Annotated in this window: 27 protein-coding genes; 17 read left to right on the plus strand and 10 right to left on the minus strand. The window is 73.7% G+C overall.

The window, feature by feature from the left end; genetic code table 11:
• Positions 1 to 44 precede the first annotated feature (44 nt).
• Complete coding sequence (locus tag ABD993_RS36145) at positions 45 to 662, minus strand: alpha/beta hydrolase family protein (protein ID WP_345428837.1); 618 nt, start codon at positions 660 to 662, stop codon at positions 45 to 47.
• A 284-nt stretch (positions 663 to 946) separates the two neighbouring features.
• Between ABD993_RS36145 and ABD993_RS36150 the strand changes: the two genes are divergently transcribed.
• The 4 genes from ABD993_RS36150 (at position 947) to ABD993_RS36165 (ending at position 3,108) form a co-directional block, all read left to right on the plus strand.
• A complete protein-coding gene (locus ABD993_RS36150) occupies positions 947 to 1,279 on the plus strand; it encodes a hypothetical protein (protein WP_345428839.1) in 333 nt (110 codons plus the stop codon).
• A gap of 63 nt (positions 1,280 to 1,342) precedes the next feature.
• On the plus strand, positions 1,343 to 1,972 hold the full coding sequence (locus ABD993_RS36155; RefSeq protein ID WP_345428840.1) for a trimeric intracellular cation channel family protein: 630 nt from the start codon (positions 1,343 to 1,345) through the stop codon (positions 1,970 to 1,972).
• Between the two features lie 72 nt (positions 1,973 to 2,044).
• Complete coding sequence (locus ABD993_RS36160; protein WP_345428841.1) at positions 2,045 to 2,245, plus strand: hypothetical protein; 201 nt, start codon at positions 2,045 to 2,047, stop codon at positions 2,243 to 2,245.
• Entirely contained in the window at positions 2,242 to 3,108 is an 867-nt protein-coding gene (locus tag ABD993_RS36165; protein WP_345428843.1) for a zinc-binding dehydrogenase, read from the plus strand. The genes ABD993_RS36160 and ABD993_RS36165 overlap by 4 nt, the downstream gene beginning before the upstream one ends.
• Positions 3,109 to 3,112: 4 nt before the next feature.
• Here the strand turns inward: ABD993_RS36165 and ABD993_RS36170 are convergent, their stop codons facing one another.
• Positions 3,113 to 3,967 carry a hypothetical protein gene (locus ABD993_RS36170; protein WP_345428845.1) on the minus strand — a complete coding sequence of 285 codons (855 nt, stop codon included), beginning with the start codon at positions 3,965 to 3,967 and terminating at the stop codon, positions 3,113 to 3,115.
• Positions 3,968 to 4,023: 56 nt separating this feature from the next.
• Here ABD993_RS36170 and ABD993_RS36175 point away from each other — a divergent pair, with 56 nt between their 5' ends.
• Genes ABD993_RS36175 through ABD993_RS36185 form a run of 3 tightly spaced genes read left to right on the plus strand, consistent with a single transcriptional unit; the run spans position 4,024 to position 6,354 of the window.
• Positions 4,024 to 4,809 (plus strand): isoprenyl transferase, encoded by a 786-nt coding sequence (locus ABD993_RS36175; protein WP_345428847.1) that lies wholly within the window; start codon positions 4,024 to 4,026, stop codon positions 4,807 to 4,809.
• Positions 4,806 to 5,183 (plus strand): hypothetical protein, encoded by a 378-nt coding sequence (locus ABD993_RS36180; RefSeq protein WP_345428849.1) that lies wholly within the window; start codon positions 4,806 to 4,808, stop codon positions 5,181 to 5,183. The genes ABD993_RS36175 and ABD993_RS36180 overlap by 4 nt, the downstream gene beginning before the upstream one ends.
• On the plus strand, positions 5,173 to 6,354 hold the full coding sequence (locus ABD993_RS36185; protein WP_345428851.1) for a multidrug effflux MFS transporter: 1,182 nt from the start codon (positions 5,173 to 5,175) through the stop codon (positions 6,352 to 6,354). Before ABD993_RS36180 ends, ABD993_RS36185 begins: the two co-directional genes overlap by 11 nt.
• Before the next feature lie 37 nt (positions 6,355 to 6,391).
• Here ABD993_RS36185 and ABD993_RS36190 read toward each other — a convergent pair whose 3' ends face one another.
• Complete coding sequence (locus ABD993_RS36190) at positions 6,392 to 6,997, minus strand: hypothetical protein (RefSeq protein WP_345428853.1); 606 nt, start codon at positions 6,995 to 6,997, stop codon at positions 6,392 to 6,394.
• A 144-nt stretch (positions 6,998 to 7,141) separates the two neighbouring features.
• On the opposite strand from ABD993_RS36190, the gene ABD993_RS36195 reads away from it, so the two are divergent.
• Positions 7,142 to 7,921 carry an SDR family NAD(P)-dependent oxidoreductase gene (locus tag ABD993_RS36195; protein ID WP_345428855.1) on the plus strand — a complete coding sequence of 260 codons (780 nt, stop codon included), beginning with the start codon at positions 7,142 to 7,144 and terminating at the stop codon, positions 7,919 to 7,921.
• A 31-nt stretch (positions 7,922 to 7,952) separates the two neighbouring features.
• Here the strand turns inward: ABD993_RS36195 and ABD993_RS36200 are convergent, their stop codons facing one another.
• Together ABD993_RS36200 and ABD993_RS36205 are read right to left on the minus strand one after the other, a co-directional pair.
• The gene (locus tag ABD993_RS36200; RefSeq protein ID WP_345428857.1) at positions 7,953 to 8,348 is read right to left on the minus strand and encodes a Fur family transcriptional regulator; all 396 of its coding nucleotides are present in this window, start codon (positions 8,346 to 8,348) and stop codon (positions 7,953 to 7,955) included.
• Between the two features lie 34 nt (positions 8,349 to 8,382).
• Positions 8,383 to 8,730 carry an ArsR/SmtB family transcription factor gene (locus ABD993_RS36205; RefSeq protein ID WP_345428859.1) on the minus strand — a complete coding sequence of 116 codons (348 nt, stop codon included), beginning with the start codon at positions 8,728 to 8,730 and terminating at the stop codon, positions 8,383 to 8,385.
• A 118-nt stretch (positions 8,731 to 8,848) separates the two neighbouring features.
• Between ABD993_RS36205 and ABD993_RS36210 the strand changes: the two genes are divergently transcribed.
• On the plus strand, positions 8,849 to 10,246 hold the full coding sequence (locus ABD993_RS36210; RefSeq protein ID WP_345428861.1) for a glycine--tRNA ligase: 1,398 nt from the start codon (positions 8,849 to 8,851) through the stop codon (positions 10,244 to 10,246).
• 121 nt (positions 10,247 to 10,367) lie between these two features.
• On the opposite strand, the gene ABD993_RS36215 is transcribed toward ABD993_RS36210, so the two are convergent.
• Positions 10,368 to 11,354 (minus strand): CNNM domain-containing protein, encoded by a 987-nt coding sequence (locus tag ABD993_RS36215; protein WP_345428863.1) that lies wholly within the window; start codon positions 11,352 to 11,354, stop codon positions 10,368 to 10,370.
• Positions 11,351 to 12,694 carry a hemolysin family protein gene (locus tag ABD993_RS36220; protein ID WP_345428865.1) on the minus strand — a complete coding sequence of 448 codons (1,344 nt, stop codon included), beginning with the start codon at positions 12,692 to 12,694 and terminating at the stop codon, positions 11,351 to 11,353. The genes ABD993_RS36215 and ABD993_RS36220 overlap by 4 nt, the downstream gene beginning before the upstream one ends.
• Positions 12,695 to 12,874: 180 nt before the next feature.
• Here ABD993_RS36220 and ABD993_RS36225 point away from each other — a divergent pair, with 180 nt between their 5' ends.
• The 6 genes from ABD993_RS36225 to ABD993_RS36250 all read left to right on the plus strand — a co-directional run bounded on the left by ABD993_RS36225 (position 12,875) and on the right by ABD993_RS36250 (position 18,446).
• Positions 12,875 to 14,017 (plus strand): sensor histidine kinase, encoded by a 1,143-nt coding sequence (locus tag ABD993_RS36225; RefSeq protein ID WP_345428867.1) that lies wholly within the window; start codon positions 12,875 to 12,877, stop codon positions 14,015 to 14,017.
• Positions 14,014 to 14,628: a response regulator transcription factor gene (locus tag ABD993_RS36230; RefSeq protein WP_345428869.1), complete on the plus strand. Its 615-nt coding sequence runs from the start codon at positions 14,014 to 14,016 to the stop codon at positions 14,626 to 14,628. The genes ABD993_RS36225 and ABD993_RS36230 overlap by 4 nt, the downstream gene beginning before the upstream one ends.
• 182 nt (positions 14,629 to 14,810) lie before the next feature.
• The gene (locus ABD993_RS36235) at positions 14,811 to 15,794 is read left to right on the plus strand and encodes an XdhC family protein (RefSeq protein WP_345428872.1); all 984 of its coding nucleotides are present in this window, start codon (positions 14,811 to 14,813) and stop codon (positions 15,792 to 15,794) included.
• Positions 15,795 to 15,952: 158 nt separating this feature from the next.
• Positions 15,953 to 16,570 carry a YdcF family protein gene (locus ABD993_RS36240; protein WP_345428913.1) on the plus strand — a complete coding sequence of 206 codons (618 nt, stop codon included), beginning with the start codon at positions 15,953 to 15,955 and terminating at the stop codon, positions 16,568 to 16,570.
• A complete protein-coding gene (locus ABD993_RS36245) occupies positions 16,567 to 17,814 on the plus strand; it encodes a deoxyguanosinetriphosphate triphosphohydrolase (protein WP_345428873.1) in 1,248 nt (415 codons plus the stop codon). The genes ABD993_RS36240 and ABD993_RS36245 overlap by 4 nt, the downstream gene beginning before the upstream one ends.
• 62 nt (positions 17,815 to 17,876) lie before the next feature.
• Positions 17,877 to 18,446, plus strand: coding sequence for a carboxymuconolactone decarboxylase family protein (locus ABD993_RS36250; protein ID WP_345428874.1), 570 nt, complete (start codon positions 17,877 to 17,879; stop codon positions 18,444 to 18,446).
• Here the strand turns inward: ABD993_RS36250 and ABD993_RS36255 are convergent.
• From ABD993_RS36255 to sigJ, 3 genes are all read right to left on the minus strand, one after another.
• Complete coding sequence (locus ABD993_RS36255) at positions 18,428 to 19,093, minus strand: DUF732 domain-containing protein (protein WP_345428876.1); 666 nt, start codon at positions 19,091 to 19,093, stop codon at positions 18,428 to 18,430. The genes ABD993_RS36250 and ABD993_RS36255 overlap by 19 nt on opposite strands.
• 64 nt (positions 19,094 to 19,157) lie before the next feature.
• Positions 19,158 to 19,904 carry an HNH endonuclease family protein gene (locus tag ABD993_RS36260; RefSeq protein WP_345428878.1) on the minus strand — a complete coding sequence of 249 codons (747 nt, stop codon included), beginning with the start codon at positions 19,902 to 19,904 and terminating at the stop codon, positions 19,158 to 19,160.
• 48 nt (positions 19,905 to 19,952) lie between these two features.
• Positions 19,953 to 20,813 carry an RNA polymerase sigma factor SigJ gene (gene sigJ / locus ABD993_RS36265; RefSeq protein ID WP_345428880.1) on the minus strand — a complete coding sequence of 287 codons (861 nt, stop codon included), beginning with the start codon at positions 20,811 to 20,813 and terminating at the stop codon, positions 19,953 to 19,955.
• Between the two features lie 34 nt (positions 20,814 to 20,847).
• Between sigJ and ABD993_RS36270 the strand changes: the two genes are divergently transcribed.
• A complete protein-coding gene (locus ABD993_RS36270; RefSeq protein WP_345428882.1) occupies positions 20,848 to 21,003 on the plus strand; it encodes a hypothetical protein in 156 nt (51 codons plus the stop codon).
• 60 nt (positions 21,004 to 21,063) lie between these two features.
• A complete protein-coding gene (locus ABD993_RS36275) occupies positions 21,064 to 21,372 on the plus strand; it encodes a hypothetical protein (protein WP_345428884.1) in 309 nt (102 codons plus the stop codon).
• Positions 21,373 to 21,376 lie beyond the last annotated feature (4 nt).

Consider the following 21,376-nt stretch of genomic DNA (forward strand, 5'->3'; position numbering starts at 1 on the left):
AGCGGAGCGGTCGAGAGTCGACCGGGACGCTCCCGAGAGGTGGATCAACCCACGGCGAGCCACTCCAGGACCGCGGCGTTCACGGCGGCGATCTGGTCGGGGTGGTCGCGGTAGTCGTGCTGCACGCCCGGGAGGATCCGCAACGTCTTGTCGGGGCTCCCGCACTCGTCGTAGAGATCGCGAACCACGTCGGGGCCGATCACCTCGTCACGCTCACCGCCCACGAACAGGACTCGCCGCACCAGCGACTTGCGGGCGAGGTCCACGTCGTAGCGGAGGGCGTCGTCGAGCACGGCGCGGGGGAGCGCGACGCTCCGGGTTCCCCGGACGAACGCCTTCGACTCACCCCAGGTGTCCTTCGCGGGGTCGTAGGCCTCCGCCCAGATGAACTGCCGGGTGGGCATCAGGAGCACGACGTCGCCGAGCCGCTCGTCCGCGGCGAGCACCGCGAGGTGCGCGCCGTAGCAGAACCCGATCAGGATCGTCGGCCCGACGAGGCGGTCGCGGATCTCGGCGAGGTGGCCCGTCGTCGTCCCCGGCCCGGCGGCGACCGTGTGGCAGGCGAACCCGGCCGCCTCGAGGTCGGCGCGGAGGGTCCGTGTGGAGGGGAGGTCGGGGCCGTCGAGGAAACCGGGCAGCAGCAGGGCGCTTCCGGCGGGCACGGTTCCTCCCTAGGCGACGAGGTCGGTGATCGTACCGTCGAGACCGAGGAAGTCCCACGCGGCGTCGAGCGTGGAGAGGCGGGGCAGGTCGACCGTCCGAAGCCGCCACACGTCGAGGTCCTCACGCCAGGCCTCGTAGTAGTCCGCGCACTGGTTGGCGGTGATGTCGACGAGCGCCGAACGTGCCTCGCGGAGGCTGGTGAGCGCGGCGTCCGCACGTGAACAGGTTATCGCTGGTCATCGGGGTCACCCAAGGTCCAACAGGGTCATCGGGGCTCCTCGCCGTGGCCCTGGTCGTCGTGATCGTGGTCGGTGGGTCCGCGGTGCTCGCACTGCTCGGGGCGCTGCTGAGCCTGATCTGGCAGGCGTTGGCGATCGCGTTCCTCGGCCTCCGGGCGCTCGGCCTCATGATCGCCGTCGCCGGGGTCGCGCTCTTCCTGGCCTTCGGAAACAGCGGCGGGAAGGAGACGTCGGTGCCGAAGGAGCCGCCCGCCGTCGTCCGACAGCCCGGTGGGGACCCCACGATCCTGGCTCCGGGGCCGTCCTTCGCCCCGCCGCCCCCGGTCGGTCCGGTCGGCGGGCAGGAACCGGACCCGCGGGCGGACGGGCCGCGCTGAACCCGGTCCGCGTCCCGTCGGGGTCGGCGCCCGCCGTGCGACCGTCGGTGTCAGGCTGCCCCGATGCGAGCCAGACTGAGACCCGGCCTTCTGCTCCGCCCCCTCGACCTCGCGGGCACCGGGCTGTTCGCGCTGCAGGGTGGGCTCACCGCGGCCGCGGCGGGGTTGGACGTGTTCGGGGTGCTCGTCATCTCCTTCGTGACGGCGGTGGGCGGCGGCATCGTGCGAGACGTCCTGCTCGGCGACACCCCGCCCGCGGTCTTCCGGGACCTCGCCTACCCGGTCACCGCCGTCGCGGGCGGAGCGGTCGTGGTGCTGTCGTACGGGCTGGTCCGGGACGTGCCGCGCGAGCTCCTGCTGCCGCTCGACGCCGCGGCGCTGGGGTTGTTCGCCGTCGTCGGCGCGGCGAAGGCCGTGGACCACGGGATGTCGCCGCTGCTCGCGGCCCTGCTCGGTGCGATGACGGGGGTCGGGGGCGGCGTGATGCGAGACGTCCTGCTCGGCGGCGTGCCGCTCATCCTGCGGTCGGACGTCTACGCGGTCGCCGCCCTGGCCGGTGCGGCCGTGACCGCGGTGGGCCTGCGGTACGGCGGGCCCCGCGTGCTGATGCTCGCGGCGGGGTTCGCGGTGTGCGTGGTGATCCGGCTCCTGGCGCTCCGGCAGGGCTGGAACCTGCCCCGTGTCGCAGGCTGACACAGTGTCCTGAGTCACATCGGGGGGAGGATCGGGGGCGCATGTCCGCGGATCCGACGAAGGAGTCGACCCATGAGCCAGACCATGCGCGCGTTCGTGATCGAGGAGGTCGGCCGGACGGCGGTCGTCGAGAAGCCGGTTCCCGAGCCCGGGCCGGAGGAGGCCATCGTCCGGACGACGGCGGCCCTGATCTGCACCTCGGACGTCCACACGGTCAAGGGTGCGCTGCCCGTCGAGCCGGTCGGACGCTCGGGCACGAGTCCGTCGGCGTGATCGAGAAGCTCGGGTCGGCCGTGACGGGCTTCCAGGAGGGGCAGCGGGTCCTGGTCTGCGCGGTGACGCCCTGCTACCGCTGTGAGTACTGCCAGCGCGGCTTCACCAGCCAGTGCGGCGGGCCGCTGGGCGGCTACAAGTACACGACCCAGATGGACGGCAACATGGCGGAGTTCTTCGTCGTGCCCGCCGCCGCGGCCAACCTGACCCCGATCCCGGACGACGTCACCGACGCCCAGGCCGTGTACTGCTGCGACATGTTGACCACCGGGTTCGTCGGGGCCGAGCACACCTACCTGCAGCTCGGCGAGACCATCGCGGTCTTCGCGCAGGGCCCGGTCGGGCTCTGCGCCACGATGGGGGCGAACCTGCTCGGCGCGGGCCAGATCATCGCGGTGGAGTCCCGGCCGGAGCGGCAGGCGCTCGCCAAGCGGTTCGGCGCGGACGTCATCGTCGACTACACCCGGGGTGACTCCGTCGAGCAGATCATGGACATCACCGGGGGCGTCGGGGTGGACGGGGCCGTGGAGGCGTTCGGCTTCCCGCAGACCTTCGAGGCCTGCCTGCGGGTGACGAAGGCGGGCGGCCGGATCTCCAACGTCGGGTACCACGGCGAGAACCCGGCGCCGCTGCAGATCCCGCTCGACGCGTTCGGCCTCGGCATGAACGACAAGTCCATCCACACCGCGCTGTGCCCGGGCGGCAGCGCGCGGATGACCCGGCTGCTGCGGCTGCTGCAGTCCGGCCGGATCGACCCGACCCCGATGACCACCCACACCTTCGGCTTCGACGAGATCGAGCACGCGTTCGCGCTCATGACGTCGAAGGAGGACGGCATCATCAAGCCGCTGATCACCTTCTGAGTACTCAGGCGTGCGCGGCGGCGTGGCGGGCGGCGTCGGCCGCGCGGTCCGTCGCGGCGTCGTGCGCGGCCTGGGCGGCCTCGGTCGCGGCGGTGACGATGACCGGGTCGAAGCGCCCGGCGATCGCCTCCTGGACGGCGATCTTGGCTCGGATCACCGGCCTGCGGTAGGTCTTCTCGCGGTAGACCGCCTTGTCCAGCTTCTTCGGGCGGGTGGCGTAGCGCCACCGTGCCCAGGGTGAGTGCGGGCGGCCCAGCCGGATCGCCGTGACGATCAGCAGCGGGCCGATGAACAGCCCCACCAGCCCGCTCCACACCTTGCCCTTGGCCAGCGTGATCACCGCCAGCAGCAGCTGCAGGACGAAGAACGCGATGACCAGCGCGGCCTCGGCGGCGTCCGCCTGGGACAGCCCGTCGAAGTCGCCCTGGAAACCCAGCGGGTGGATGCCGAGCAGGAAGAAGGACGTGATCGCGAAGGCCACGAACACGGCGTCGATCGAGGAGCGGCCCTCCTGGGACCAGTAGACGTCCGACAGGTGCAGGATCAGCGCCCACTCGTCGAGCACCAGCGCGGCCCCGATCCCGAACACGGACGCCAGGACGATGTTCGGGACCGGGGTGTCGTAGGAGGCCACGGCGATCAGCACGAACCCCGAGACCAGCATCATGACCAGGCCGAACACCATGTGGTGGATGTGCATCCCGCCCGGGGTGACGTTGCCGGGCCACCACTTCACCTGCGCCCGGATCATCCGCACGGAGAACCGGATGAACAGGAACGCCAGGAGGAAGGAGCACAGGAAACAGAACAGCGGCAGCCGCCCCGTGTCGACGATCGTGTCGGTGAACCAGCCCGCCATGAGCAGTGACTACTCCTCCACGGGCACCGGAGTCCAGGGCCGTAGGCTGTGCAGCCGTGCCCTTCCAGCCCCCGCCGCCGCATCCGTCGGGCGCCCGGCCCCCGGTGATCCCGGCGGAGCTGGTCCCGAACCACGTCGCGCTCGTCATGGACGGCAACGGACGCTGGGCCAACGCCCGCGGCCTGCCGCGCATCGAGGGGCACCGGCGCGGGGAGGCGTCGTTGATGGACGTCGCGCGCGGGTGCATCGACATCGGCGTGAAGTGGTTGTCCGCCTACGCCTTCTCCACCGAGAACTGGAAGCGCAGCCCGGACGAGGTGCGGTTCCTGATGGGCTTCAACCGGGACGTCATCCGGCGCCGGGTGGACGAGATGCACGCCATGGGCGTGCGCGTGCGGTGGGCCGGGCGACGGCCGCGGCTGTGGCGGTCGGTGATCAAGGAGCTCGAGGTCGCCGAGGAGAAGACCCGCCACAACGACGTGCTCACGCTGACCATGTGCGTGAACTACGGCGGCCGGGCCGAGATCGCGGACGCGGTGCGGCAGATCGCCCGCCTCGTGCAGGAGGGCCGGATCAGGCCGGACAAGATCGACGAGCGCACCATCGCGCGGTACCTGGACGAGCCGGACATGCCGGACGTCGACCTGTTCGTGCGGTCGAGCGGCGAGCAGCGGACGTCGAACTTCCTGTTGTGGCAGAGCGCCTACGCCGAGATGGTCTTCCTCGACACGCTCTTCCCCGACTTCGACCGCAGACACATCTGGGAGGCGATCGAGATCTACGCGCGCAGGGACCGCCGGTTCGGCGGGGCAGTGGACAACGCGGACAAGGCCTCGACGTGAGCCTGGAGATCGCCCGGAAGGCGTTGGAGCGCTACCACGACGTCGAGGTGGACGCGGACGGCGCGCTCACCTTCGCCCACGGCGGCGTGCTCTGCGTGGTGCAGGGGACGGAGCTGGAGGAGGGGCTGCCCGTCCTCAACCTGACCTGCATCGTCGCCTGGGACCTGACGGACGACGACATCCCCGCCCGGGTCGCGCTCGGCGTGGGGGAGGGGCTGTTCGGCACTCCGCGGGTGATCGAGGGTGAGCGCGGCTGGGACGTCACGCTGCGGTACGCGTTCCCCTCGGTCGGCCTGGAGGAGGGGCCCATGGGGACCCTGCTGATGCTGGTGGTGAGCAGCGCGTCGAGCATGCGGGCCGAGCTTGTCGACTAGGGGACGGGTCCTCGCGCTGGGCGGGCTCTCGACCTTCGGCCCGCTCTCGCTCGACCTCTACCTTCCGGCGCTGCCGCAGCTCACGGACGACCTGGGTACGACGGGGGCGCTGGGCCAGGCCTCGATGTCGGTCTGCATGATCGGGCTCGCGGCGGGCCAGCTGCTCGTCGGGCCGCTGACGGACCGGACCGGGCGTCGGGTCCCGCTGCTGCTGGGCGTGGCGCTGTTCGCGGCGTCGGCGGCCCTGTGCGCGGCGGCGCCGTCGATCGAGGTGTTGCTGGTCCTGCGGCTGCTGACCGGGCTCGCGGGGGCGAGCGGGATCGTGGTCGCCCGCGCGATGGTGCGGGACCTGTACTCCGGGGACGAGGCCGCGCGGATGTTCTCGCTGCTGATGATCGTCGGCGGGGCCGCGCCGGTGCTCGCGCCGGTGATCGGCAGCCAGCTGATGCGGGTCACGGACTGGCGGGGGCTGTTCCTCGCGCTCGCCGCGATCGGCGTGGTGCTGCTCGGGGCGGCGTTCACCCAGCGGGAGACGCTGCCGCTGGACCGTCGGCAGGTCGGCGGCTTCCGGGCGACCGGACGCGCGGTCGCCACGGTGGCGCGGGACCGCAGCTTCGTCGTTCCGACGCTGGTGTTGTCGCTGGTCTGCTGCGCGATGTTCGCCTACATCTCGATGGGCAGCTACGTGTTGCAGCAGGGGTACGGGCTCGGCGCGCAGGCCTACGGGATCGTGTTCGCCGTCAACGCGCTGGGGATCGTCGCGGCCGGACGGCTGTCGGCGGCCCTGGTGCGCAGGCTCGGCTCGGTGCGGCTGCTGTGGGTCGCGGTCGGGGCGGCGGTGGTCGGGGGAGTGGCACTCGTGGTGGGCGTCCTGGCCTCGGAGTCGGTCTGGGCCGTGCTGCCGCCGCTGTTCGTGGTGGTGTCCAGCGTGGGGATCGTGCTGCCGAACGGCACCGCGCTCGCCCTCGCCGGGCAGGGTGCGGTGGCCGGGTCGGCGTCGGCGCTGCTGGGGCTGTCGCAGTTCGCCTTCGGCGCGATCGTCCCTCCGCTGGTGTCGACGGGTGGGGCGACGGCGGTCGCGATGGCGTCGACGATCCTGGCGGTCGCGGTGCTCGGTGGGGTGGCGGCGCTCTTCCTGCCCCGCACACTCGGGCGGCCCAGGAGCCCCTGAGTGACTCCTGGGCCGCCCGAGTGGCACGGGGGACTGCTCAGCCGACTGTCTCCTGGCTGAGGTGGATGAGCGGGAGCTCGGCGAGCTGGGCCGGGGTCATGGTCCGCGCGGCCTCGAGGACCTTCGCCTGGGACTCCTGCATCCGGCCGTCGACCAGGCCGGACAGGGCGTAGGCGATCCGGCCGAGCACGCGGACCGTGGTGTCGTCGACCGGCGGGCGCGGGGCCGAGACGATCGCGACGCCCGTCGGGTGGCCGTCGTTGGACTGCGCGATGCCGATGGTGAACGCCTCGCGCGGGTTGACGTGCCGGGACGCGTAGTGGTCCCGCAGAGTCGCGAAGTTCTTGTGGAAGGCGGTGACCTCGTCCTCCAGCTCGAGGGACTCGACGTCGGCGTCCGTGACGACCTTGGCCCGGCCGGAGAAGCACCGCACGTACCCGACGAGCGCGCCGGTCCACAGCGCCTCGACGACCGCGGAGTCCGGGCGCGGCACCGTCAGCTGGGAGACGAGGTGCTCGCAGCAGCGCAGCACGTACTGGAGGTCCTCGAACACGGCGGAGAGCTGGGCGAGCTCGCCGGACTCCGGGGAGTCCAGCCTGCGCACGGTGCCGGGGGTGGTGTCGGTGTCGGTCTCGTCGGGCACGAGGGGCCTCCCGCGTCGCTGGGGGTGGTGGGCGCCGGTGACGGCCGCTGGTTCCGCGCACGGTAACCCCGTGCGGGCGCGCCGGGAATCTCGATCTGAGACGGTGCACAATGCAGGTGCATCACACCTCGAGGAGGAGCGTTCATGGACATCACGGGTGCGTCGGCGATCGTGACCGGCGGAGCGTCGGGGCTGGGGGAGGCGACCGCGCGGCTGCTGGCCGAGCGGGGCGCGAAGGTCGTCGTTCTGGACGTGGCGGAGGACCGCGGCGAGAAGGTCGCCGCGGAGATCGGCGGGGTGTTCGCCAAGGCGGACGTCGCCGACGAGGCGCAGGTCAAGGCGGCCGTCGAGGCGGCGTCCGAGCTGGGCCCGCTGCGGGTCCTCGTCAACAGCGCGGGCCTGGGCCGGGCCGCCCGGGTGATCGGCCGCGACCTGGAGCCGATCCCGCTGGAGACCTTCGAGTTCGTGATCCGGGTCAACCTGACCGGCACGTACAACTGCACGCGGCTGGCGGCGTCGGCCATGGCGAAGACCGAGCCGCTCGCGGACGGCACCTCGCGCGGGGCGATCCTCAACACGGCCTCGGCGGCGGCGTTCGACGGCCAGATCGGCCAGACGCCCTACTCGGCGTCCAAGGGCGGCGTGGTCGGGCTGACGCTGCCGCTGGCGCGCGACCTCGCGCGCCACGGGATCCGGGTCAACACGATCGCCCCCGGCCTGATCGACACCCCGATCTACGGCTCCGGCCCGGAGGCCGAGGCGCGCAAGGCGGGGCTGGGCCAGAGCGTGGTCTACCCGAACCGGCTCGGGAAGGCCGAGGAGTACGCGTCCATGGCGGTCGAGGTCCTCACCAACGACTACATGAACGGCGAGACCATCCGGCTCGACGGCGCGATCCGGATGCCCCCGAGCTCCCCGCGGTAGGGCTCCGACCGGACGGAGCCTCGGGGGAGCCTCAGGCGGAGCAGGTGCGGCAGACCCCGAAGATCTCCACGGTGTGGCTGATCTCGGTGAAGCCGTGCCGCTCCGCGACCTCGCTCGCCCACGACTCCACCATCGGCGCGTCGATCTCCTCGGCCGCGCCGCAGCGGCGGCAGACCAGGTGGTGGTGGTGTTCGTCGGACTCGCAGCGGCGGTAGACGGCCTCGCCGCCCGCGCTGCGCAGCACGTCGACCTCGCCGCCGTCCGCCATGGTCTGCAGGGTGCGGTAGACCGTCGTCAGGCCGATGCCCTCGCCGCGGCGGCGCAGCTCCTCGTGGATCTCCTGGGCCGAGCGGAAGTCGTCCAGGTGGTCCAGCAGGGTGGACACGGCCGCGCGCTGCCGGGTCGCGCGGAGCCTGGGCGCGGTCATGGCGCGGCCTCCGCGCAGGGAGCGACGGCGGCGGTCACGAGTCCTCCTGCACGTGGGCGACGGCGTCCACGACGATGTGCGCGAGGTGGTCGTCCACCAGCGAGTACACGACCTCGCGACCCTTGCGCTCGCCCTCCACCACCCCTGCGGACTTGAGGACGCGCAGGTGCTGGCTGATCAGCGGCTGGGTGACCCCGAGCGCGTCCACCAGGTCGTGCACGCACTGGGAGGACTCCCGCAGCTGCAGCACGATCGCGATCCGGACGGGCGCGGCGAGGGCGCGCAGCAGGTCGCCCGCGGCGGTGAGGGCGCGCGGCGACAGCGCGGGGGAGGGCTCGACGGGGCACAACGCCCCCGCGTGATCGTGGGTGGTCGCGGACATGTGCCCATGATAGTGGTTTTCATCTAGGGGAGGGCGGAACCGGGTCGCGGGCGCTCGATACGCTGACATGCACCGCCCCGCATCCGGCGGGGATCCCGTCCGCACACAGGAGTTCCTCGTGGCCGCCAAAGCCAGTTCCGCCAAGATCGAGAAGATCGTCGCGCTCGCCAAGCGCCGCGGTTTCGTCTTCGCGTCGGGCGAGATCTACGGCGGTACCCGGTCGGCGTGGGACTACGGGCCCCTGGGCGTCGAGCTCAAGGAGAACATCAAGCGGCAGTGGTGGCGGACGATGGTCACCGCCCGGGAGGACGTCGTCGGGCTGGACTCGTCGGTGATCCTGCCGCGCCAGGTCTGGGTCGCCTCCGGCCACGTCGGGGTGTTCAACGACCCGCTGGTCGAGTGCCTGTCCTGCCACAAGCGGTTCCGCGCGGACCAGCTGGCGGAGGAGTACGTCGAGCGCACCGGCAAGAGCGCGACCGAGGACGACCTGTCCGACGTCCCCTGCCCGAACTGCGGCACCCGCGGCCAGTACACCGCCCCGCAGGACTTCAACATGATGCTCGAGACCCACCTCGGCCCGGTGAAGTCGGACGAGGGGCTGGCCTACCTGCGCCCGGAGACCGCGCAGGGCATCTTCGTGAACTTCCTCAACGTGCAGACCACCGCGCGCAAGAAGCCGCCGTTCGGCATCGGCCAGATGGGCAAGAGCTTCCGCAACGAGATCACCCCCGGCAACTTCATCTTCCGCACGCGCGAGTTCGAGCAGATGGAGATGGAGTACTTCGTCGAGCCGGGCACGGACGAGGAGCTCCACCAGTACTGGATCGACGAGCGCACCCGCTGGTACACCGACCTCGGCATCGCGGCGGACAACCTGCGGCACTACGAGCACCCCAAGGAGAAGCTCTCCCACTACTCGAAGCGGACCGTGGACATCGAGTACCGCTTCCAGTTCACGGGGCAGGAGTGGGGCGAGCTCGAGGGCATCGCCAACCGCACCGACTTCGACCTGACCACGCACTCCAACCACTCCGGCGTGGACCTGTCGTTCTACGACCAGAACACCAAGGAGCGGTACCGCCCGTACGTCATCGAGCCCGCCGCCGGGGTCGGCCGCTCGATGATGGCGTTCCTCATCGAGGCCTACCACGAGGAGGAGGCGCCGAACGCCAAGGGCGGCACGGACACCCGCGTCCTGCTCAAGCTGGACCGCAGGCTCGCCCCGGTGAAGGCCGCGGTGCTCCCGTTGTCCCGCAACGCCGACCTCTCGCCCAAGGCCCGCGACCTCGCGACCCTGCTGCGCACGCACTGGAACGTCGAGTTCGACGACGCGGGCGCCATCGGCCGCCGCTACCGCCGCCAGGACGAGATCGGCACGCCGTTCTGCATCACCGTCGACTTCGACACCCTGACCGACGACGCGGTGACCATTCGCGAGCGGGACACCATGAGCCAGGAGCGCATCCCGCTGGCCGAGGTCGAGGCCTACCTGGGTGCGCGGCTGCTCGGCTGCTGAGCCAGCCACCGCCGCGGGACCGCGAGGGCGAGCAGGGTCGCCACCACCCACACGGCCACGAAGGACAGCGACAGGGTGGTCGTCAGCGAGGTCAGGGGTGGGGCCGGCCGCGGTCCCGCGATCAGGCGGGCAGCAGCCGGTCGACGACGTCCTGCATCGTGACGATGCCCAGCAGCGACCCCGCGGAGGTCACCAGGGCCAGCTGCCCGCGCTTCTCCCGCATGGTGCCCAGGGCCGCGTAGACCGGCGTCTCCGCGTCGAAGGACAGCACCTCGCGCAGCAGGTCCCGGGCGGTGGTCTCCTGCGGGCGGCCCAGGGTGTCCCGGACGTGCACGAACCCGACGACGTCCGCTCCGGACCGGACGACCAGCCGCAGGTGTCCCGACGACCGCGACACCGCGCGGATCGCCGCGACCGTGTCCGTGGCGGACACCCCCGCCGGATCCCCGTGCACCAGCGACGAGATCGGTGCCCGGTCCAGCTCCAGGGCCGTGACCAGCTGGGTCTGCCGCTCCTCGTCCAGCGCGCCCGCGCGGGCGGAGTGGTCGACGAGCTGGCGCAGGTCGTCCGGGTTGCGCCCGGCGGCCATCTCGTCCACCGGCTCCACGCCGAAGCGGTGCAGGCACCAGTTCGCCATCCCGTTGAGCGCCACGAGCAGCGGCCGGGTCAGGAACATGAAGCCCCGCATGGGCAGCGCCAGCAGGGTCGCCGAGCGCTCCGGGTGCGCGATGGCCCAGGACTTCGGCGCCATCTCGCCCACGACGAGGTGTACGAACGTCACCACCACCAGCGACAGCACGAACGACACGATCCCCGCGGCACCCGCGGGCAGCCCCCAGTCGACGAACACCGGCTCCAGCGCGCGGTCGACGGCGGGCTTGGCGACCGCACCGAGGCCCAGCGTGCACAGCGTGATGCCGAGCTGCGAGCCCGCCAGCAGCAGCGAGATCTCCTTGGCGCTGCGCAGCGCGGCCCGCGCGGACGCCGAGCGGTCCGCCACCTCCTCCAGCCGGTACCGCCGGGCTGCGACCAGCGCGAACTCGACGGCGACGAAGAACGCCGACAGCGCCACCAGCCCGACCGAGACGACGATCTCCACGGCGGTCACGACTGCTCCTCCAGCACGACGGGGCGCACCCGCACCTGCTCCGGCACCCGCCGTTCGACGGCGAGCACCTCGATCTCGACGACCTGTTCCGGCTCGTCGTTCTCGGCGCCCGCGGGGCGGGGCAGCCTCACCCGGACGGTGTCGCCCGGCTCCGGCAACCGCTGCAGCTCGGCGATCACGAGCCCGCTGACGGTCTCGTACTCACCCTCCGGCAGATCGGCGTCGAGCAGCCTGCCGACCTCGTCCACGTGCATGGTGCCGGGGACGGTCCAGCCGTCCGCGGCGTTCAGCGGCTGGTCGGTCATGGCCGGGTCGTGCTCGTCGGTGATCTCGCCGACCAGCTCCTCGGCGATGTCCTCCAGGGTGATCACGCCCGCCAGGCCGCCGTACTCGTCCAGGACGCACGCGAACTCGTCCGACGCCGCGCGCAGCGCCGCGACGACCGCGGGCAGCGGCAGGGACGCGGGCACCACGACGGCGGTCCGCATCACCTCCGACACCCGGATCTCGGACAGGTCGCGGCCCTCGAGCGCGAGCAGGTCCCGTAGGCAGATCACGCCCACGACCTCCTCGCCGGTCTCGTCCAGGACCGGGTAGCGGGAGTGCCCGGCGGCCATGGCGTCCGCCAGGTCCGAGAGCACCAGGTCGGACTTCACCGACGTCACCCGCGGGCGGGGGATCATCGCCGCCCGCGCGGGCCGGTCGGAGAAGTCGAGGACCCGGTCCAACATGGTGGACAGGTCCGCCCGCAGGTCGCCGCTGTCCCGGGACTCGTCGATGATCGCCTCGAGGTCGCGGGGGGTCGCGGCGTGCTCGACGTCGTGCACGGGCTCGATCCGCAGGGCCTTGAGCAGCAGGTTGGACGCGGCGTCGAACACCGTGACGAGCCAGCCGAACACGGCCAGGTACACGGTGGTGGGGACGGCGAGCCCGCGGGCGACGGGCTCGGGGCGGGCGATCGCCAGGTTCTTCGGGAACAGCTCCCCGAAGACCATCTGGACGACGGTGGAGAGCAGCAGCGCGAGCACGGTGCCGAGCGCGACCGCCCAGCCCGCGCCGCCGAGCAGCTCGCCGACGCCCTCGCCGATGAGCGGCTCGGCGACGTAGCCGACGAGCAGACCGGTCACGGTGATGCCGAGCTGCGCGCCCGAGAGCATGAAGGAGGTGCGACGGGTGACCGACAGCGCGCGCTCGGCGCCCCGGTCCCCGTCCGCCGCGCGGGCCTTGAGCCGCGAGCGGTCCACGGCCATGTACGCGAACTCCTGGGCGACGAAGAAGCCGGTCAGCGCGGTGATCGCGACGACGACGAGCAGGCCGAGGAGGATGCCGAGGATGGTCATGTGCGGGTCCGTCCGGAGGGGACGGTGCCGGTACTACAGGAGGGGTCCATGGCTCCGGGGGTCGGTGAGAGGAAGGTCCGGTTCTTGTCGGACCAACGCAGATGATGCCGGGTCGGTTCCGCCGATGCACCCTGACATCCGTCATCGAGTCCGACACCACTCGGGCGGGAGGGTGAAGCCATGGTGAGACTGCTCCCGATGGCGGGCACGCCGTACGACCCGGTCCGCCTCGACCGGCGGCGCTGGTACGTCATGGCGGGCGGCTGGACGCTTGTGCTGGTCCCGTGGGTCGTCGCGGCGCTGACGTCGGACCACGGGATCGGGTGGCGGCTGCTGCTCGCGGCCGTCGTCGTCGCCTACGGAGCGATGTACGTCCTCGGGCTGTTCGAGGCCCTGGTCCGCCGGTGGACCTGGCTGTCGGTGTCGGTCTTCGCGGCCCTGCTGCTGCTGTGGACGGCGATGGCCTTCACCCTGCAGGCGGGCGGCGGTGTCCTCTACACGGTCTGCTTCGCGATCGTGTCGGCGTTCGCGCTGTTCCCGGGGCTGCTCGGCACGCTCGGCGGGGTCGCGGTGCTCGGCTACGCCTTCGCCGTCGGGTTCGCCCTCGGCGGTGTGCAGCTCGGGGACCTGGTCGGGCTGGCGGCGGTGACCGTCGCGATGTTCGGGATGTTCGGCCTGATCAGGGCCAACAGCCAGCTGCGGGAGGCACGCGAGGAGCTGGCCGGGATGGCCGTGACCGCGGAGCGCGAACGCATCGCCCGCGACCTGCACGACGTCCTCGGCCACAGCCTCACCACCATCACCGTGAAGACCGCGCTGGCCCGGCGGCTGCTGGAGTCCGGGGAGGCCGTGCGGGCGGCGGCGGAGGTCGCGGACGTCGAGCGGCTGGGCAGGCAGGCGCTGGCCGACGTCCGGGCGACGGTCGCCGCGAACCGGGTCACCTCGCTCGCGGGGGAGATCGCCGGGATGGCGGAGGCGCTGCGTGCGGCGGGGATCGACGCCGACCTGCCGACCGCCGCGGACGACGTCCCGCAGGACCGCCGCCCGGTGTTCGCCTACGTGCTGCGGGAAGGGGTCACCAACGTGATCAGACACAGCGGAGCCGCGCGCTGCGTCGTGCGGCTGCGGCCGGAGTCCATCGAGGTGCTCGACGACGGCGTCGGTTCCGACTCGCCCGCGGGCAACGGCCTGACCGGGCTGGCCGAGCGGGTGGCGGCCGTCGGGGGCTGGCTGGAGCGGGGGCCGCGGCCCGAGGGCGGGTACCGGCTGGCCGCCGTGTGTCGCGCCGACGTGCCCGCGGAGGCCGGGATGGAGTCGCCGTGATCCGGGTGCTGCTCGCCGACGACCAGGCGATGGTCCGCGGCGCCATCGCGGCGATGCTGGGGCTGGAGCGGGACATCGAGGTCGTGGCGCAGGCGGGCGACGGGGACGCGGTGCTGCGGCTCGCGGCGGAGACGCGGCCGGACGTCGCCCTGCTGGACGTCCAGATGCCCGGCAGCACCATGCCGGACGGGCTGGCCGCCGCCGCCGAGCTGCACCGCACGCTGCCCGCCTGCAGGATCGTGGTCCTGACGACGTTCGGCAGGCCGGGGTACCTGTCGCGAGCGATGCGGGCCGGGGCCTCCGGGTTCGTGGTGAAGGACTCCCCGCCCGAGCAGCTCGCCGACGCCGTGCGCCGGGTGCACCAGGGGCTGCGGGTGGTGGACCCGGCGTTGGCGGCGGAGTCGCTGTCGTCCGGGGCGAGCCCGCTGACCGCGCGGGAGCGGGACGTCCTCGTCGCGGCCGCCGACGGGGCCACGGTCTCGGACGTCGCCCGCGAGCTGCACCTGTCCGCGGGCACGGTCCGCAACCACCTCTCCGCCGCGATCGGCAAGACCGACGCCCGCACCCGGGCCGAGGCGGTGCGGATCGCGGACGCGCGCGGGTGGCTGTGACCCCGGCCGCGGGCCCATCGGCGGGGCTCGGGCGGCCCGAGTGCCCCTGAGTGACTCCCGGGCCGCCCGAGTGTCGCCGGGGCGCGGCCGCCGGGCGTGTACGGGTGGCCGCCGGGCGACCGGCGGGACACGGGCGGGCGGGGTCCACGCGGGTGGCGGTGACCGTGGTTACCCTGGCGTCCGTGAGCACCGACCCCCGCCGTGACCTGGGTGCCGCCCTCCGCCGCTGGGCGGGTTCGGGTGTGGGCGTGGTGCGGGTGCTGGACCGGCACGGGTTCGGCAGCGTCGAGTCCGGGCAGCTGGTCGCGGGTACCGCGGGCGGCGAGACCGCGGGCGTGCTCTACCGCGGTGCGCTGGACGACTCGGTGCTCCCGCTGGCCGCCGCGGCCGCCGCCCGGCCGCAGACCGCGAAGGCCCACGTCGCGGAGCGGAACGCGCTGGCGGCAGGCCTCGCGTGCGCGGGCGGCGCCACGCTGCTGGGGCACCCGCTGCCCGCCGCGCTCGCCGAGGCCCTCGGCGCCGCGCTGGAGGAGGCCCGCCCCGCCGCCCTGCTGTCGTCGCTGGACGGGTCCGCCGCGCTGGTGCTGACCGGCCCGGACCTGCAGCACCGGATCGGGGAGCTCGCGGCCCCGGAGGCGGTCGAGGCCGCCCGCGGGCTGCTGCGCCGCGGCGCCACCACCACCGAGATCGTCGGGGACGTGCTGGTCGACCTCTGGGTCCCGGTGCCGTCGGTGCTGGTGGTGGGCTCGGGGGCGATCGGCGAGGCGCTGCTGGCGCAGGCCGCGCTGCTCGGGTGGTCCGGGCGGTCGGTGTCCGAGGTGGACGAGGCGGTCGCGGCTGTCGAGGCGTTCACCGAGGCGGACGTCGTCGTGCTGCTGGACCACGCGCCGAAGTTCGACGCCGTGCTCATCGCCGGGGTCCGCCGCGGCCGCGGGTTCCTGGGCGGGCTGGGCTCGCGCCGCACCCAGGCCGCCCGCCGGGAGCGGCTGCTCGCCGCCGGGCTCACCGAGGCCGAGCTGGCCACCATCCACGGGCCCGTGGGGCTGGACCTGGGGGCGCGCACCCCGGCGGAGACCGCGGTGTCGATCGTCGCGGAGGTGCTCGCCGCCCGGTCCGGTCGCGCGGCCACCGCGCTCGGCGCGTCCGCGGGCAGGATCGGCGGGTGAGCGCCCCCCTCCGGCGTCCCCGTCGCGGGCCCGAGGCACCCACGGACCGACTCCGCGGCGGGTCGGGCGTCACGGACGCGCGCACGGAGCCCCTGGACCGCGGCCGGTCGGGGCGCGGGTGGAGCGAGCAGCCCTCGACGCGGCGTGCGCGCACCGGGTTGACCTGGGTCGCCCGGCTGCTCCTCGGCACGCTGCTCGTCGCGGCCGTCGTCCTGGGCGGCACCATGTTCCGGGTCTGGCAGACCGCGCGGGTGGACGGGGACCGGGCGGTGGACGCCGTCGTCGTCCTCGGGGCCGCGCAGTACGACGGGGAGCCCAGCCCGATCCTCGCCGCCCGGCTCAAGCACGCCGCGGCGCTGTACGAGCAGGGCCTGGCGCCCCGGATCGTCACGGTCGGCGGCAGCCGTGCCGGGGACGAGTACACCGAGGCCGAGGCGAGCACCCGGTACCTGGTCCGGCAGGGCGTGCCCGCGGGCGCGATCACCACCGTCGCCGAGGGCTCGGACACCCTGGGCAGTCTCAAGGCCGTGGCGGCGCAGGCGGAGCGGGACGGGTGGGAGTCCGCGCTCGTCGTCAGCGACCCGTGGCACTCGCTGCGCGCCCGGACCATGGCCCGGGACTCCGGGCTGGAGGCCTGGACCTCGCCGACCCGCAGCGGCCCCGTCGTGCAGACCCGGGAGACGCAGGCGCGCTACATCCTCCGCGAGACCGCGGCGCTGCTGTACTACCGCCTCACCCACGCCTCCGCCGAGACCGGGGACACCGGGCTCGGATGACCGAGGGGTACACCGAGCACGACCGGGCCCGGGTGCTCGCCGAACCGCCGAAGGGGTCGGGGCTGCACCCTCGGGAGCGCCGCAGCGCGTTCTCCCGGGACCGCGCCCGCGTGCTGCACTCGGCGGCGTTGCGTCGCCTGGCGGGGAAGACGCAGGTCGTGGGCCCGGACGAGGCCGTGGACATCACCGGCATCCCGCGCACCCGGCTCACGCACTCGCTGGAGGTCGCGCAGATCGGGCGGGGGATCGCGGAGGAGCTGGGCTGCGACCCCGAGATCGTCGACACCGCCGGGCTCGCCCACGACATCGGCCATCCGCCCTTCGGGCACAACGGCGAGCGCGCGCTGGACGAGTTCGGCGCGGCCTGCGGCGGTTTCGAGGGCAACGCGCAGACCCTGCGGATCCTCACCCGGCTGGAGCCCAAGGAGTCCGGTGTCGGGTTGAACCTCACCCGCGCCACGCTGGACGCGGCGAGCAAGTACCCCTGGCTGCGCCGCGGCGGCGAGCGCAAGTTCGGGGCGTACGCCGAGGACACCGAGGTCCTCACCTGGATGCGGGAGGGCGCCCCGGAGCGGCACCGCTGCGTCGAGGCGCAGATCATGGACTGGTCGGACGACGTCGCCTACTCGGTCCACGACGTCGAGGACGGCATCCTCTCCGGCCGGATCGACCTCGCCGCGCTGGCCTCCCCGGAGGAGCGCGCGGTGCTCGCGCTGCTGGCCGCGACCCACTTCGGCGCCGACCCGTCCGCGTGCGAGACCGCGGCGGAGTCGCTGTCGAAGCTGCCGGTCGTCGAGGGTGTCATGGGCTTCTCGACGGCCACGGCGCCGGTGGCCGGGCACGTCGCGCTCAAGCGGTTGACCAGCGAGCTCGTGGGCAGGTTCGTGCGCGCGGCCACGGACGCCACGCTGGACGTCGTCGGGTCCGCTCCGGTCCGGCGCTACACCGCGGACCTCGTGGTCCCCGCGGACGCCGCCGCGGAGGTCGCGGTCCTCAAGGCGATGGCGCTGCGGTACGTCATGCAGGACCCGGAGCGCCGCGCGATGCAGACCCGCCAGCGGGACCTGCTGGCCGAGCTCGGCGAGGCGTTGCTGGCGGGGGCGCCGGGCACGCTGGACCCGGTGCGGGCGGGGGAGTGGGCCGCCGCGCCGGACGACGCGGCCCGGCTGCGGGTGGTCGTCGACCAGATCGCCGTCCTCACCGACGCCGGCGCGATCGCCTGGCACCGGCGCCTGGTGACCTGAGTCACGTCAGCTCACGCCCGCTCGCGCCGCGCCGTCCTCCCGGTGAACCCCGAGGAGGAGACATGACACGCATCCCCGCCGTCCCGGAGGCCGAGGCCGGTGTCGTCGGCAGGCTGGTGTACCGGTTCGCACGCAGGCGGTTCGGGCTGGTCCCGGAGCCGTTCGCGGTGGCCCGGCACCATCGCGGGCTGTTCTGGGCCGGGCTGGTCAGCGAGCTGGCCTACGAGAAGGCGTCGACGGTGCTGCCCGCCGCGGTGCGCGAGATCGCGGTGTACCGGGTCGCGACGGTCGTCGGCTGTTCGTGGTGCGTGGACTTCGGCACCATGCTGCAGCGGCTCGACGGGCTGGACGTCGAGCGTCTGGAACGGATCGCCGACTACGCCACGGACCCGGTCTTCACCCTGGAGGAGCGGCGGGCGATCGCCTACGCCGACGCGATGACCGCGACCCCGACCACCGTGACCGACGCCCAGGTCGCCGAGCTGGAGTCGACCTTCGGGCGCGCCGGGGTGCTGGAGCTGACCCAGCAGATCGCGCTGGAGAACCTGCGGGCCCGCTCGAACCACGCGCTGGGCATCGTCGACCAGGGCTTCGACGCCGCCTGCGCCGTGCGCTACTCGGCCGGGCAGTAGGCGGCGTTCGCGGCATCGACGAGCAGGAGGGCGTCTCGGGTGCCGAAGCCCGCGGAGACGGCGTCCGAGACCAGCTCGCCGCGGCTGGACCCGTCCTCCAGCGCGGCGCAGACGCTGTGGCCCAGGTCGATCAGGGTGTCGTCCGGGATCCGGGCGAACGACGGCTGGGCGGCGAGGCTGCCGAGGAAGGCGCGGTCGCCCGTGCCCGCCGCGAGCGGGCTCGGGGTGCCCCGGCTCGCGTCCCACGCGACGGAGGCGATGCCGAGAAGCGCCGCCCCGGCCAGCACGATCACCGCGGAGAGCACCGACGGCAGCACCCACCCGGGCGCCTGCCGCGGCCCGCGGGGCAGCGGCGGGACGTAGGGCGGGGCGGCGTGCCGGGGCACGTAGCCGCCGGGCGGGCCGACCTGCGCGAACGGCAGGGGAGGCCGCGCGGACCGGAGCTCCGTGGGCGGACGGGGGTCGGGCGGACGGGGGTGGGGCGGACGGGGGTGGGGCACGGTGGCGCGGCGGGCCCGCTGCGCGGGCTCGCCGGCCCCGGGCGCCGGCGCGGGCCGGTCCCTCGCGGCGTGTCTCGGCCCGGGGACCCGTGGTCCCTCGGCCTCCCGCGGTGCGGGCACCGCGTCCGTTCCCCCGTGCTCGGCCATCGTGTCCCCCCGGACCGCTGAAAGAAGCTGCTCACCCGAGACATCGCCCCTCGGCGACCGGGTCTTACGCCCCCGACGAGTGAACCGTGCCGGGCACCGTGTCGTCCACCGGGATCGGCTCGCCCGGGCAGTCGGCGAGGATGCGGCCGATCGCGTCGTGCTCGGCCCGGGTGACCCACAGCCCGTACTTGGCCTTCACCGCCACCTGCCGCGCGATGTACGCGCACCGGTACCCGCGCTGCGGGGGCAGCCAGGTGGCCGCGTCGCCGTCGCCCTTGGAGTTGTTGGTGGGGCCGTCGACGGCGAGCAGGTTGAGCGGGTCGTTGCCGAGCCGCAGGCGGGTCGGTGCGTCGAGCTGCTGGGCGCCCTTCTGCCACGCGTCCGACAGCGCGACGACGTGGTCGATCTGCACCGCCGTGCTGGTGTCCTGTCCGCGGGTGAAGGCGATCGTGCGCCCGGTGTACGGGTCGACGAGCGTGCCGGTGAGGACCACGCAGTCCCGGGTCCCGGGCTTGAAGGTCTCGCCGGTCATGTCCCGGGCGAGGACGTCGTTGCGCTGGTCGCACCCGTTGCGGTCGACGTCCGCCCAGCTCTGCCCGAACTGGTCACGGGTGTAGCCGGTCTTCGGAGCGCGGCCCTTGACCGGCAGCGTGGCCAGCGCGTCCGCCGCGCTCCCGACGGGTGCCGCCTCCGTCCACGGCACGTACCGGTCGGCGAGGGTGGCGCACCCGGAGAGGGTGAGCAGGGCGAGCAGCAGGGGCAGCAGACGGGGCAGCAGACGGGGCGGGAGACGGGGCAGGCGACGCGGCACGAGGACGATCCTCGCCGGGGCACTGCGCGCAGGCCCGATGACACGCCGTCACCACCAGGGGCGCAGTTTCGCGGGGTTCATCACCTGCCGGACCGCGGTGATCCGGCCGTCGGGGCCGACCGTCACCGCGGTGACGGACGCGGCGAGGCCGGGGGCCGCGGACGTCGCGAGCCCGGGCTCGCCGTTGACCAGCACCGGGACCCAGTCCGCCGGGTCCAGCGCAGGCCCGTACCGCGCCAGCAGCCCCTCGACGAGCCGGGCGAGCTTCTCCGCCCCGACGATCGGGCGCAGCGCGGTCGGCACCTGCCCGCCGCCGTCGCTGGTGAACACCACGGCCGGGTGCAGCGTCGCGACCAGGGCCCGCCGGTCCCCGCGGGCCAGTGCGGCGACGAAGTCCGCCAGCACCCGCCGCTCGGCCGCGGCGGGCGCGCGGGGCGGCAGCGGGGAGGCGGCGAGCGTGCGGCGGGCCGCGGCGGCGTGCTGCCGGGCGGCGTCGGCCGAGCAGCCGAGCACGGACCCGATCTCGGCGTAGCGCGTCCCCAGCGCCTCGTGCAGCACGAACGCGACCCGCTGGGCCGGGGTGAGCCGGTCCAACAGCAGCACCGCGGCCAGCCGGACGTCCTCCCCGCGCACGACGGCGGCCAGCGGCCCGTCCTCGTCCGGTGTGGTGACCAGGGGTTCGGGCAGCCAGGGCCCCACGTAGGACTCCCGCCGGGCCGCGGCCGAGGTCGACCGGTCCAGGCAGATCCGCCCGACGACGGTCGTGAGCCAGGCCCGCGGGTCACGGACGCCGTCGGCCTTCGACCAGCGCAGCCACGCCTCCTGGACGGCGTCCTCCGCGTCGGCGAGACTGCCGGTGATCCGGTAGCCGACCCGCAGCAGGTGCGGGCGGTGCTCCTCGAAGTCCACCCGCCCAGTCTCGCGGACATCGCAGGCTGCGTGGGTGACCAGGGGCGAGGTCGCGGGGGCGCTGCACCTGCACGGGTTCGACCCCGCGGACGCCGTCGCACAGATGGCCGGCTTCGCGGTGCAGATCGGGGTGGCCTGCGTCCTGCTGGTGGGTGTGTCGCGTCGGCGTGTCGTTCACTCGTCCGAATGACGGGCGATTCCTACCGCCGTCTGATGTAACGCTCAGGTTCCCCGGGCAGATTCAGGGGTCATGAACATCCTCTCGGACACGCTGACCGTGACCGGCGCGGCTGCCGGGATCGTGCTGCTGCTCACCGTCGCCCTCGCGCCGCTGCTCGCCGAGCTGCCCGCGCCGCGGCGGCGGGACCTGCCCGGCGACGCCGTCGGCATCCTGCCCGCCACCGGGACCCCGGCCGACGAGCCGGAGATCGAGGTCCCGGTCCAGGGCGCGGGCGGTCGCGCCACCCTGGTCCGCGAAGCGCAGCTCGTCCTCCCGATGCAGCGCACCGCGGTGGCCGTCGCGGTCCCGGGCCAGCGGAGCGCCACCCGTTTCAGCTGAGCAC

This window comes from Pseudonocardia xishanensis (assembly GCF_039541715.1).
In the GTDB taxonomy this organism is placed as follows: domain Bacteria; phylum Actinomycetota; class Actinomycetes; order Mycobacteriales; family Pseudonocardiaceae; genus Pseudonocardia; species Pseudonocardia xishanensis.

Coding starts and splice junctions, on each gene's coding strand:
- ABD993_RS36155 (WP_345428840.1), top strand. CDS start 1,343: ATGCGAGCCAGACTGAGACCCGGCCTTCTGCTCCGCCCCCTCGACCTC.
- ABD993_RS36160 (WP_345428841.1), top strand. CDS start 2,045: ATGAGCCAGACCATGCGCGCGTTCGTGATCGAGGAGGTCGGCCGGACG.
- ABD993_RS36170 (WP_345428845.1), bottom strand. CDS start 3,967: ATGGCGGGCTGGTTCACCGACACGATCGTCGACACGGGGCGGCTGCCG.
- ABD993_RS36195 (WP_345428855.1), top strand. CDS start 7,142: ATGGACATCACGGGTGCGTCGGCGATCGTGACCGGCGGAGCGTCGGGG.
- ABD993_RS36200 (WP_345428857.1), bottom strand. CDS start 8,348: ATGACCGCGCCCAGGCTCCGCGCGACCCGGCAGCGCGCGGCCGTGTCC.
- ABD993_RS36205 (WP_345428859.1), bottom strand. CDS start 8,730: ATGTCCGCGACCACCCACGATCACGCGGGGGCGTTGTGCCCCGTCGAG.
- ABD993_RS36220 (WP_345428865.1), bottom strand. CDS start 12,694: ATGACCATCCTCGGCATCCTCCTCGGCCTGCTCGTCGTCGTCGCGATC.
- ABD993_RS36225 (WP_345428867.1), top strand. CDS start 12,875: ATGGTGAGACTGCTCCCGATGGCGGGCACGCCGTACGACCCGGTCCGC.
- ABD993_RS36245 (WP_345428873.1), top strand. CDS start 16,567: ATGACCGAGGGGTACACCGAGCACGACCGGGCCCGGGTGCTCGCCGAA.
- ABD993_RS36250 (WP_345428874.1), top strand. CDS start 17,877: ATGACACGCATCCCCGCCGTCCCGGAGGCCGAGGCCGGTGTCGTCGGC.
- ABD993_RS36255 (WP_345428876.1), bottom strand. CDS start 19,093: ATGGCCGAGCACGGGGGAACGGACGCGGTGCCCGCACCGCGGGAGGCC.
- ABD993_RS36275 (WP_345428884.1), top strand. CDS start 21,064: ATGAACATCCTCTCGGACACGCTGACCGTGACCGGCGCGGCTGCCGGG.